General features: G+C 29.3%; 9 protein-coding genes and 1 pseudogene. 2 read left to right on the plus strand and 8 right to left on the minus strand.

Going from position 1 to position 13,544, the window contains the following annotated elements; genetic code table 11:
* Positions 1-13: 13 nt before the first annotated feature.
* The 8 genes and pseudogenes from QA584_RS26490 to QA584_RS28930 form a co-directional block, all read right to left on the minus strand.
* On the minus strand, positions 14-1,801 hold the full coding sequence (locus tag QA584_RS26490; protein WP_278272100.1) for an ABC transporter ATP-binding protein: 1,788 nt from the start codon (positions 1,799-1,801) through the stop codon (positions 14-16).
* Positions 1,776-3,596, minus strand: coding sequence for an ATP-binding cassette domain-containing protein (locus QA584_RS26495; RefSeq protein WP_278272101.1), 1,821 nt, complete (start codon positions 3,594-3,596; stop codon positions 1,776-1,778). Before QA584_RS26495 ends, QA584_RS26490 begins: the two co-directional genes overlap by 26 nt.
* Positions 3,597-3,601: 5 nt before the next feature.
* Positions 3,602-4,699 (minus strand): hypothetical protein, encoded by a 1,098-nt coding sequence (locus QA584_RS26500; RefSeq protein ID WP_278272102.1) that lies wholly within the window; start codon positions 4,697-4,699, stop codon positions 3,602-3,604.
* Positions 4,700-4,710: 11 nt separating this feature from the next.
* The gene (locus tag QA584_RS26505; RefSeq protein WP_278272103.1) at positions 4,711-5,508 is read right to left on the minus strand and encodes a hypothetical protein; all 798 of its coding nucleotides are present in this window, start codon (positions 5,506-5,508) and stop codon (positions 4,711-4,713) included.
* A 16-nt stretch (positions 5,509-5,524) separates the two neighbouring features.
* Positions 5,525-6,862 carry a radical SAM/SPASM domain-containing protein gene (locus QA584_RS26510; protein WP_278272104.1) on the minus strand — a complete coding sequence of 446 codons (1,338 nt, stop codon included), beginning with the start codon at positions 6,860-6,862 and terminating at the stop codon, positions 5,525-5,527.
* Positions 6,863-6,885: 23 nt separating this feature from the next.
* Entirely contained in the window at positions 6,886-7,140 is a 255-nt protein-coding gene (locus tag QA584_RS26515) for an acyl carrier protein (RefSeq protein WP_278272105.1), read from the minus strand.
* A gap of 266 nt (positions 7,141-7,406) precedes the next feature.
* Positions 7,407-7,649: an acyl carrier protein gene (locus tag QA584_RS26520; RefSeq protein WP_278272106.1), complete on the minus strand. Its 243-nt coding sequence runs from the start codon at positions 7,647-7,649 to the stop codon at positions 7,407-7,409.
* Between the two features lie 2,068 nt (positions 7,650-9,717).
* Positions 9,718-11,096: pseudogene (locus tag QA584_RS28930) on the minus strand (transposase).
* A gap of 175 nt (positions 11,097-11,271) precedes the next feature.
* On the opposite strand from QA584_RS28930, the gene QA584_RS26530 reads away from it, so the two are divergent.
* Both QA584_RS26530 and QA584_RS26535 read left to right on the plus strand, forming a co-directional pair.
* The gene (locus QA584_RS26530; RefSeq protein ID WP_278272107.1) at positions 11,272-12,372 is read left to right on the plus strand and encodes a hypothetical protein; all 1,101 of its coding nucleotides are present in this window, start codon (positions 11,272-11,274) and stop codon (positions 12,370-12,372) included.
* A 210-nt stretch (positions 12,373-12,582) separates the two neighbouring features.
* A complete protein-coding gene (locus QA584_RS26535) occupies positions 12,583-13,515 on the plus strand; it encodes a hypothetical protein (protein ID WP_278272108.1) in 933 nt (310 codons plus the stop codon).
* Positions 13,516-13,544: the final 29 nt, after the last annotated feature.

Raw genomic sequence — 13,544 nt, forward strand, 5'->3', positions numbered from 1 at the left:
TAGTTAACTTTATCTACCAAACATACCATTTTGCTTGTGCATTATACATTTCATAGTATTTACCTTTTTTTATTATAAGTTCATCGTGTTTTCCTTCTTCGATAATTTTTCCGCCATCCATTACAACAATACGATCAGCTAATTTCACGCAACCTAATCTATGTGTGACAATAATCGATGTTTTTTCTTTTAACAGTTCAGCAAAAAGTTCAAATAAATTAGATTCTTCAATTGGATCTATGGCTGCAGTTGGTTCATCTAAAACTAGTAAATCGTGATCTCTATACAGTCCTCTTGCAATGGAAATTCTCTGCCATTGTCCACCTGATAAATCTATTCCATCAAATTCCCTTGATAAAGTTGTATCTAAACCTTCTGTAAACTTTTCTGAATTTACATCAACACCAACATGTTCTAAGAAATCTTTAATCTCACTCGCATCATCATCTTTATTGCTACTAATTGTAATATTATTTCGTAAAGTCATCTTATATCGTTGAAAATATTGACTTACTATAGAGATATTACTATAGATGGAACGATTATCGTATTCAGAAATATTCTTTCCACTATACAAAATATTTCCGGATGAAGGATTAAGCAAACCGGTTATCACTTTCGCTAAAGTTGTTTTTCCAGAACCATTTTCTCCAATAATAGCAACAGTTTCACCTGCCGTTATATGAAGGTTAATATTACTTAATGCTTTATTTTCTGCATCAATATATCTGTAGGATACATTGCTTAGATCTATCCCTTCGTTTATTAGGATAGATTCTGCCTTCTTCTCAATTTTTCTCTTTTCTTCAATATAATCAAGTAGCTGAATGTAATTCCGCATTAATCCAATATTTTCGGTACACTCTCCAATTGTTTCAATAACTTCATCCATCATACTAAATAATTTTTCTATAGAAATATACAATGCAGAGAAAACACCTACTGTTATTTTCCCATGTAGCAATTCAAATACAAACAGTATGAGTATCCCCATATATCCAAGCAATGTAATGCTCTTTACAACTGCACCTATTAAAGCTGCTTTTTTATTGGTTTTCCATCTTTTATTAGCTAATAGTTCTAATTCTTCCTTATACAACTTTTGAAAAAAAGGAAGTGCTCCTAGTGTTCGTGTTTCTTTTAAAAATTCTTTTCCACAAATACAATTTTCGTAATAACCTACTTTTCTCTCATGAGAAGCACTATCATCTGCTAACTTAGCATACAAATAAATTTTAAAGAACTGTCCAATAAAACTTGGTACGAAAACTAATATAATTGCTATTGACAGAATAGGGTTTATCTTAAAAATATACCAGCTCATTCCTAAAAAGTAAGCTAAGTAAAATGTTGATAAAGCTATAACCGCAAATAAGGGTTGTGTAAAATGTTCCGCCCCACTAATTGCCTTTTGAAGATTGTCAAGAAATTTTGTGTTTTCAAATTCTTCTGCTGGAACAGTCGCTACATTTTGATATAGTTTACGATAAGAAAAGCCACATATCTTCTTATAATTTACTTCCCATAGATAGTTTTCGCCTCCATTTATGATATGGTTTCCAATAACAGTAACCCCTAATATAATTGCCCCTATAATTACTTGTTCAATATTTTCATGATGACCAATAGCCGTAGATGCCTTATCAAAAAACTTTTGAGTCATGATAGTAACTAAAACAAACGAAAAACCATGAATAATAGATGCTAATATTTCTGCAGTCATTAAAAAGGGGCAGTTTAAAAAACATAACCTCAATTCAAATTTTAGCATTCTTCTAATAGTTACCTTCGTTTTCTTCATCACTATACCATCCTCTTTGACTTTCATACATTTGAGCATATATTTTTCCACTTTTCATCAATTCCTTGTGTGTGCCATATTCAGCAAGACTGCCATTATTTAATACTAGAATATGATCTACTAATACCGCAGCACCTAATCGATGACTAATCAATATAACCATCTTTTTATCACAAATTTTAAAAAATTCTCCATAAAAAGCACTTTCTGCTACAGGATCCATTGCTGATGTTGGCTCATCTAAAATAAACAACTCAGCCTTACCTACTAAAGCTCTTGCAAGTGCAAGTTTTTGCCACTCACCTCCTGATAAATCCTGACCATTCTCTTGAAACTTACCAAGCTTTGTATATATACCGTTTTCTAAAGAATTTACTTTTTCACGAAGTCCTACTCTTTCCATTAGTTTATTTATTACTGAATCGATATTTTCTTTATTTTGATCCTTTATTCTTCCAATAACAACATTATCTTTTAATGTAATATTATATTTAGCAAAATCTTGATAAACAACTGACATGTAATCTATTTTATCTTCAAAACTAATGTCTTTAATATCCATTCCATTTATCAAAATCTTACCTTCATATTCATCATATAATCCTATTAATAATTTAAGTAAAGTTGTTTTTCCAGCTCCATTTACACCTATAAGAGCATACTTTTTATCTCTTTCAAATCGATAAGAAAAATCTTTTAATATGTAGTTCTCTGTACCTGGATATTTAAATTTTACATGAAGAAATTCAATACTTAATAATTCTTTAATTGACTGGCCTTTTTGTATATTTTCTTTTTTGCTGTCAAACTCCTCCAAATCCATTAAATTTGTAAGTTCCTTCATATATATACTATTATTAGCAATTGACTCAACATAACTTGTGAAATTCCATGTCATATTATTCACTAATGAATATGTTGCATTAATTAATGCAATAAAAATACCTATTTTAATTTTTTGATCTACCAATTGAGGAATTAGGATTAGAGTTGTAATAATGCATATAATACTTGCAATAACTCCAGTTGATTTCATTCTGACAAACCATTTAAATTTAACAATTATCTCTACTTTTCTAGCCTTTTCATACCACTCATACCATTGTTGTCCTATTTTGGAACTGTATCCAAAAATGCTTCTTTCTTGAGCAGCATCTCTACTTGTTAATAGCTCAGCCAAATATTCATGTTTTCTATGATATTTTTGTGTCTCAAGTTTTACATCATAGTTCATTTTTCCACTTTTAAATGCTGTTATAAAGATGGGTATTCCTATTGTAACTATAATTATTGCTGTAGTCCAAGATTGTGTAATAAAAATAAGTATTAAGCCAACTATCTCGATAATCAGACCAATAAAATCAAAGAACTGTATAAATGCATTTTTTAGACGTAATTCTGGTTTCTCAGTTACTCTACTCACTAGATCCCAAGTTTTTGGATCTTCCACAAACTGATATTTTATCTTAGATCTTTTATCTGTAAGCATAACCCTAAATGTATTACGCAAATCTATTTCTAACCGATTTCCATAGAGCTGCTTAACATTATCAGACATCCATGTAATAAAAATACAGCCAATAATCGCTAGAATCCAGCCAAAAATATTAATTGATCCTTCTGCACCTTCATTTATTCTAATTGCAGTGTCGATAAACCTTGCAACTACCAGTGTCTGTATAGATGGTATTAATCCTCCTATAACTGCTATAGCAATGAGTACAAAAGCACATTTTTTTGAACTCATAAAAGGAATAAAAATACAATCAAATACAGTGTACCTTTTTTTATGCATATTTTCTATCCATCCTTATTCTCTGATTTTACTCTCAATAAATCCCGCATATGGAATACACTTGAACGAACTGTTGTATATGCGCCCATTCCATACATTTTTATTCTATCTCCGATGTACAATTTTTTTTCCAATGGAAGAGTAAAAAAACTTTCATATTCACAAATCGTATCAACAAAAGTAGTTTGTATAATATTTTCACAATACTCCCTACTCATATGACGCTCAATATTATAGATTTCCTCTTCTTCTCCATCATACATGATTGTAATTTTATAAGGATGAGAACCAACTGGAATACCAATATTCAAATTTATAAATACAACTGCCTTTCCTTCTTTTTCAGTTACGAGTTCAATATCTGTAATAATATGACATGCTGATTGAACAATCCCACGCCCTGGTTCACAAAAAAAGTCCACACTGAACTTATCTCTGACTTTCAATATCCTTTCATTTACACATTCATAATATTGATTTAAATCATATTTTAACGCCAAATGAGGTGGTAGTTCTCCACGAAATCCACCTCCTAAATTCACAATTAATTTTCTATCACCAAAATATTTCAGAAATTTTTCTATTCTGTCAAATACTCTGCCTATTTTTTGAACTTGATAATTTCTAGCTATATGGAATGTTAACCCACTTACAGACTGTATAAATTCATTATTTTTTGCTATTATTGCTTCGAAATCTTCACTTTTTATTCCCCAAGGTGCAGATTCATGATCTATATCACTAACATATATTCTCATCACCTTTTTGTTTCTGTTTGCATATCTAACTAATTTATCATACTCACAAATATCATCAAAAACAAAATACTCTAATTCTTCATTCCCAATTTTTTTTAACAGTTCTATTGGTTTTACAGGAATACCACAAATAATATCTTTTGATTTTGTACCAATCTCAATTACCTTATTATATTCATTAATACTTGCTATTTCAAAAAAACACCCGATTTTCTGCAATTCTTCAAGAACAAATAGACTTGAATTAGCTTTTAAAGAATAGTAAAATTTATCTATAGCTAATCTATCTTTTATCAAGTTTACGTTTTGATCTATCTTTTTTATATCAACAATAAATTCACTCATATTTATACCTATTAGAATTTATACATTTGATGCATTGCTACTGCAACCCAACGATCAATTCCAAATCCAACACATCCACTTACAATAGTTCCATCATTATCAAAATGAAATGGTTTACTAAAATGTTGGTTATGGTAATTAAAAGACCCTAATGAGACTTCTTTGTCACCAATTGGAACTCTCAATTCCATCTTTGAATCATTTTTATTCTGTATTCTTATCTTTACCCTATTTCTAGCATTATCGTAAAATGGATCCTGAGCCTTTTCTAAATTCGCTTTAGGGCATATTTCTTTTGCAAAATTTAAAGCCTTTTCTTTTAAATCCTCTAATGAATTATGGACAAAATCCTTATTTCCTACAAAAACAATTTCACGAACTGTGAAATCCCACATCCTAGTCAATTCTTCAAATCCTTGTTCTTCAAATCGATATACTCTTGCTAACGTAGTTATGACTTTTTTTGATATGATCTTTTCCTCTAGCATAGGATAAATATGTAGGCACGCAGAAGGGGTTAGGTACTTACCAGCAAAACCCATTTGACTACCTGTTGGAATATGTCCATTTGCCGTTTCATCAATATTTTCTTTTTGTATCTTCCCAACCATACTAACTTGTCCTGGGAATGATTCGAAATAACCGCACTTTCTCAATACATCTTCATCAATTAATGCTGGAATCCCTATGTGTTCATAATCATATTTATCTATAAATGATAAAAACTTTTTATCAAAATTATGAAAGAGTTCATATGCTTCTTCATTATAGCAAGCATAACCCTCTCTATAAAATATATCCTTTTCCATTTCGAATCTCCTATATTTATATTTCCAATAATTGATATCTGCCTTCTTGAGCATATGACTTCACCGCGTTTCGAACAAGTGAATAATCATTATACTGCTCACATACTTGCTTAAAATTTAGTATATTATAATATGGACATCGTAAGCCATAGCATAGAGGATAAACAATACAATTTTTACAATAATCGGATTCCTTGACTTCATTCATCCAAAAATCTTTTGCATTTGGATCTATAACCATATTACCATCCTCTTTAAACTCTCCAAAGTGGCTAATATGTTCTTTTCTCATATCCATATCACATTTGTAAACTGCTCCATCTGATGATATAAAAAATGAATTTTCAAATAATGTTTTGCACATAAAATCCCCTGGCTTTAACATTTTTAAACCAGTTGTTCTCATACCAAGTTCGATACACTTATCATACATTTTTTCTGTCACATTATGTAAAGATAAATATTTTCCATTCATTTCAGTTAATTTTATGTCATTATGTCGTTCAACGGCTTGTATGTACATTCTAAATCTTGGATCGCTTCCAAACTCACTATATACAAACTCAATAAATTCATCTGCATACTGTACAGTTTCTTCTGTAACGTTTAAACGAATCAGTACCTTTATAAACTTTGTTTTTATATTATCTCGAATACTTTTTAAGTTGGTAAGTATTTTATCGAATGTTTCTTTCCCTGATTTTAATGGTCTATTCGAATTATGTAATTGCGCAGGTCCATCTAATGTTATTTGAAAAAAGTGTGTATGATAATTAATTAAGAATTCCGCAACATCTTGGGTTAAACAATATCCATTTGTTGTCATAGAACAAGTATATGGCACCTTATATTGGTTACAAAGTTTATCAATTTCAATTATAAGCGATTTCACCACATTCAATGCAATTAATGGCTCTCCACCAAACCAGTCAATATCAACTGCGTTTGATTCTGGTAATTTTTTCTCAATAAACTTTAATAATTTATTTTGCGTTTGCTCCGTCATGTTGTCAATCGTATCTTTTGTATTTTCCCAACAATAAATACATTTAAAATTACATTGGTAGGTAGGTATGATTGTAATTGATAATCTATGTTTTTTCTGTTCGATATCATTCCGCTTCATTTTTTGAACAACTTTCATTTCATCAATATCATCTTCTATTATAATTCCTTTTCCTATCAAGATGTTTATCACATTTTCTTCATTCATATCTGGTTCTGATTTTTCAACTAATTTTTGAAACTTATCATTTTGTTCTTTTTGAATTAAAATTCCTTGCTCACTAACCAAATTATGTATAACATAATAATCCTTATAATTTGTTAATATATTATATTTAGAATATTTCATTTATATCTCCCATGCCTAATTGATCATAACTCTTTTTCATCCACTTTTTGCTGTACATATTTACGAATATGCTCAATATTATTAAATGTATCTAAATCTAAATCGTCTTCGTCAATAAAAATATCATACTGTTTTTCTAATTCAATCACAACATTTATAAACCCAATTGAATCAAGTCCATAATCAAATAAATTATCTTTTTCTCCAATTTTTGCAATATTAACAGTTAATTGTTTTCCTATTGTTCCATCTAAAATCTCTAATAATTTATCATTCATTTTTTCAACCTTTACCTTTCTTGTAACAATTTTATTATTTTACAATTAAGTGATTTCATGTTGATTTTCATTTTATTCGAAGCTATAATTTGAAGAATGCGTAAATAATTATTCCTTATTTTATTAACCTTGCTGAAATACTAATTATCTAAGCAATTATTTTTCTAAGATTCCCTTATAAAAATCAATTATTTAATTTTACTCAAACACTCCCATATAATGTACACATCAACAACTTCAAAACTCATGCAATTCCAAATATCTTATCATTTATTCTCTAAGATTGTATCAACTCTTTGGCACAAAGATTCTAACCCTACATAACTTTCATATAACAAATCTTCTTCTTGGAATTCACAATCAAATTCTAATTCCAAATCAATTAAGATCTTAATGAATGCTAAAGAATTAATTCCTAAATCAGTGAAGGATATATCTGATTCTAATACTTTATCACTCACCTTATTGTTTAATAAAACTTTTACTACTCTTTCTTTTATTGATTTCATTTGCCATCCACTTTCCATATATTAACTCAAAAAATTCAGGTTAATATTGTTCTTTATTTTATAATAATATCTATAGTATAAAATTTCTTGTAAAAAATAGAGTTCTATTAGCCATACATAGCTTTTTTAGTCTGGAATTCTGACTACATGGTGGATCTGCTATTGAATGATGAGAACATAATTATATATTTTGTACTGAAAATAACCCATCATATCATCTCCTTTCTAATATTTCCAGCAATAGATTCCATTCACAATTATGATAGTTGCATCTTCTAAGACATTTCGATAAAGTTTTCAAAAATCTTTTAATATAATCAATACTTCTTTATTTTTTCATGAATTAGCTATCTGTCCCCTCTCTCATGTATTAATTATTAGCATTCAAATCAATTCTACTTTTAGTATTGTATTCCGTAAAGTTCCTCTTGAATCATGACAAAACATATTGGACCTTCTTTTAAAAAGTTAAAATAAAATGTAACCCCAAACACCCCTATGGTTTTTACTTAAGAGCCAAGTCTTACTCCTGACTCATAATCATACCATAAATATATTTACCTATACCTTAACCAACCCGTTGCTGCCACTTCCCGCATTAAACAATATGGCTTCGTGACTTTTCAATATAAAAACATGAAGATAATGAACTTCTGACTGAAACTGTTCCTTAACTTGATTTTATAAAGTGCTAAAAGTTATATATACTTTGAGTAAATTTAAATTTCTTCATTATTAAGGTATTAATGCAATGCATCTAAAGCAAAAAAGTTCAAAAATATCTCTGATTAAAAATGTAAATTTCATATCCACTACTTGTTTGGCATAACTATTGCGAATAGGCATACAATTTATTCATTTAATATCCAACACTAGATTAATATTAATTAATATTCGTAAAAACTTAATTAATATTCTCATCCTGCTATTTTCTAATTTCTACAGCTTATTCAGAAACTGACTTAATCTCATTATTCGCATACATTTTACCTTTTTTTGGTTTTTTTGTCAATAAATATATTTTTATACGCTTTTTGATAAGAACCATTTTGAGTATAGTTTTAAGTAGCCTCCTTTTATTATGTGCTAATCGACTAATTAATTAAATTGCTATAAAGCTTGGTAGTAACTAAGGTATTGTCGGTATAATGATCCAAAGACTTCGAAGAAATTTCCTCACCTATTTTACTTCTATTACTTGGAAATTACTTTTCATGTATTTATAATTATCCTAAAGGGAACATATGTTATCACTTCTTCTGTTATTAATCCCTAATTGACATAACACCACCTTCGGATTATTATATTAGCAGAGAGAACATTTCAGATTAATGCAATTATTGTATTAAGTGTTTTCCGTGTTTCTTTTGTTTTAGAATATGGTATCAATGTGTCGACAGATCTAGTTCTAATGTAAGCCACACAACTTACAGAAGAGCTGTTTTTTTGAACCGCTAATTATAAAGATAGGGCGTAGGAGCAATGTGTCGTGTATAATTACAGGAATTACAGGAATCAGGAATGCCCATTCAGTATTTTGTTACAGACTTAACATAACCTCTCGGATTCCTGCGGGATGATACCCCTTTTGGATTAATGAATAACGACAAATACATATTAGCCATGGGATACATTTAAGAATAATTGATTTCAAAAAAGCGTTTTAAATGACTAAAATGATATAGTCATTTAATTTCTATAAACACCTCTTTTCTCATTGAGTTCAGTAAATGGCGTAATATGTTTCCTTTAGCAGTATTCATAAATTAACATGACATTAGGGCGAATCAAACAGGTCGTCAGGAATAGTAGTAATAAAAAATCGCCTTCAATCCAAAAACACCTTATAAATAAGGGCTTAAAGTAGCACATTTTTCGGAAACTTTGTAAATACTTTAAACAAAAAGTGAGGGGTTTTAATAAAAAACCTAAAAAACCAGATGATCAATGCTTAAAGATACGAGAGGTTATTTATTAGGAGGTAGTGTAAAGTAACGTATGAAAACCCTGAGTCAAAAATTAGTCTCATTCAGAACCTTGAAAATCGTTAGACACAATCTTTGAAATGCTACCGCCGCCCTTGACAGCATGACAAAACAATGCTCCGGCATCTCTGCCGACGGCGAGGAAACTCAGGAACAGGCATTCCTGAAACCTGCTGTTTCTGCAGCTGAAGGATGGTTTGCAGACCAAGAAAGATAAGAAGCTGCTATTTACCTGGCATATTGCCGTCACCATTTAAAATTTCAACTTCGTTTAGAATTTTTTTATATCCAGCAATATTTTGAGATCTTAAAAATTTATAGTAAGCAACCCAGAGAGATAGATTGTAATTAAGTCCATCGTAATATAACCACATGTGACGCGGTAAGAAGCCTTGAAGGTACGTTACAGACGTTCCACCATCTTATTTGAAGGGGCGGTATTCTTCAGACACTTCATCGTCATTGGTAAGACCGATTACGTGAGTGATACTAAACTTGAAGGGATCACCGAATTTTCGAATGAACTGTTGGGAGGTAAGGCGATAGGCACTGTAACCAACAACAATGAAGTGAAAGTTTTATAAAGTTCTTTAGAATGACGGAACGCCATATGTATTGCAGGATACAGGGACCGACACTTCGGTTATCCGAAACCTGAAAGCCAAGGATGGAACGGGACACTGCATCCATTATGAGTCAGACATATCCCTTTATAACAACTGTAGCAGTTCGGGCATAGTTGGCAACCATTTGATGGGATATGTTAATACCGTAAAGATTTTTTAATGCCTGTGAAGTCTTACGCAGTGACAGACCAAGATTTATATAAAGGGTAAGGCATAGAGACATGATATGGGCATCGTTTTTTCTAAATTTCAGCGATAAAGTTTTCTTTGGAAGGGAATCCAGACTCATCTTAAAGAAGTTCATGGTGAACACATGGTAGAGGTAGTGGAGCTTGTAATCATTTTTCTTGTATCCTTTCAACTCATCATCCGGCGCTTTTGCCTTGTTGTGTAGGTAATAAGAGCATTTGGGATTAACACATTTGTGAATGGTAAAATGTTTATGATCCTTCTTAGCAACAAGGGTATGAGAAACAGTAAGGACACCGCAAGGTATACTGTTTGAAAATCGGTTCTCTTGTAAACCAAGTTAGAAGAGTAGATTTTAAGTTGATTTGTCCTTTTGACCCATTGTTTTATGTAGATAAGACATAGGAGCATTACAACGAGGGCATGTGCATTCCTCAGAAATATCACAGTCAGATCGTCTATGGATGGGCTTTATGAATTTATGGTTGCGCTGCTTGAAGTATTCCAGAAGCCATTGTTACTCAACAACTTCATATGGATAACAGTGGGAAGAATATCGGTTTACTGCTTCAGCGGAATATATTTAGCGATAAAAAAGTAATAACCAGTAGATTTGTTTATATTGGTAATCGAATAATTGTAACCATATACAATGATATCCTTTCGTAATATTTTGTTATGGTAAATCAATTATTGACAAAAAATTAGGGGGGGTAATTTGTTTTTTATGGAAAGAAAAATGTAAACCTTATAAATAAAGTTTTGAAAACAAAAACGGGGTGTCAGACTTGACACTACCTTATTAGGCCAGGAGGTTTAGATATGAAAAAAAAAATATTACCAATTTCTGTAGCACCTATAAGAGGGTATTCGCATCAAGCAGCTTTACTTTCAATACTATTATCATATAATCAATGTAAACCTTGGATATGCAATAATTATATTCAAATATTTTCATTATATAATTTGAAAGAATCAGATAGAAGTGGAACACTAGATTTTCTTTATACCGATTATGGTGACTTTAGAAATTATGAATATTCTGCTAATCCCTGGTTAAGATTTTTTGAAATGCCTATATTTATGATGAAGCATAATGATTTTGATATAATCGAATTTATAATAAATGCAATTAATTCAGACTATTATATGCAAATAGAAGTTGATAAATATTATATCTGCAAATATGACGAATATCATAAATATCATGATATGCATTGGATATATATATATGGATATGACAAAGAAACTAATATTTTTAATTGTTGTGATAACTTTTTAGATGGAGTTTTTTCATATGAAAATATTGATATAGCACAAATATTGAGCGGATTTAGAGGTAGTTATGAGGAATTTGCAAAAAAAATGGTAAATAGTGAAGCTTTATCGAAGATAGAAAAGATAGGTCCAAGTTTTACTATGTTTCAAATTTTAAATAATCATGCTGATTCTAACTATACAGAATTAAATGAAATAAAAGTTAAAAAAATAATTAATCAATTGAAAGCATATCTATGTGAAAGTAATTTAGCATTAACTTATATTGATACAAAATATTATGTATTCGGGATTAATTGTTATAATGAATTAATTGTATATGTTGAGAAAGCTATTACATATAATCATGAAATAGATATTCGTGCATATTATTCCATGATGGACCACAAATCACTAATGATTTGGAGATTACAATATATGACTTTAATATTAAATTTAAAACTAGATTTATTCATTGATATTTATAATGATTTATATATGAGATTTAAAAAAATTATTTATCTAATTATTAAATACAATCTGTCAAAAGAACAGACAATCAAAGATAATATAATAGTTATGTTAATAAAATGTTTTGATGATGAAAAAGCAACAGTACATAATCTTATTGATTTTTTAGAACATAATGAAAATGCCTTGCTTTAATATTAAAATGGAATTATACCTATATAGATCATATCCAGTATTTTAATCATTAAGTTTATTATGACACGGAAGCTTCGATGCATCATTATTACATTGAATAGTGTGGTTGAGAGTACGGTAGAAATTTATATTAGGCCTGCAGTGAAAAAGATTAAAATATGTTATATGTTTAAACCGTGTATAAAATATAATCTCAAAGGAGAATTTAATTTGTATAATGAGCTATCATTTGATTTGGCACCATTAATTAAAAGTTATCAGTACTATTCATATCCTCTTAGTATACTTAAATGTAATAACTCTAGTAATTATGAATATTGTTTATTAAATAACTTTAAAACTATTTTTTTTGCAGGAAATTTGCAATTTTATGTAGATGAGTATGATTTTTGGAACGTATTTAAAATCGAAACAATGGATATTTTAGATCGTAAAAATGTACAAAAAGATATTATAAATGCTATTGATAATTATCAATATATTCATTTAACATGTATTGATGAATACTATATTCCATCTAGGTTTGCCACCTATAAAAATCATAACTTACATGATATATTAATTATTGGATATGAAAATGATGAGTTAATTACAGTGGGATACAACGACAAAGGAGAATACAATAAAGAGAAAATTAAAGTTAATCTATTAGTAAATTCACTAACAGCGATAACAAAATCAAAGCTAATTAAAATAAATGAAACAAAATTAGAATTAGATTACAAAGATATATTGGATAGTTTAAACGTATACTTTACATCTAAGAAAATGTTAAAGACATTTAAAACTACAAATACAATTTTGGATTTTGATTCATGGGTATATGGAATTAATTCTATGGGAAAAATGATTTTAAATATGAGGAAAATGGAGAATGACTTTTTGTTTAACAACTTATTATTATGCATTGAATGCAAACAATTAATATTAGTTAAAATGCAAAAAATAATAGTATATCTTAAAAATCCTCAATTACTAGTAGAATACCAGGAAATATTAAAAAAATACGAAATAATCCGATTTAAAATATTCAAAAAAATTATTAAAACAGACAATTTTATTGATGAGATAGATCTATTGGAAAAAGTATATTGTATTGAAAAACAATTTGCCGAAAAATGGGTAACAGGATTTATAAAATAATCGAAAGATAATATATAAGTACAAGTCAA

This window comes from Anaerocolumna sp. AGMB13025 (assembly GCF_029689925.1).
In the GTDB taxonomy this organism is placed as follows: Bacteria; Bacillota; Clostridia; order Lachnospirales; family Lachnospiraceae; genus Anaerocolumna.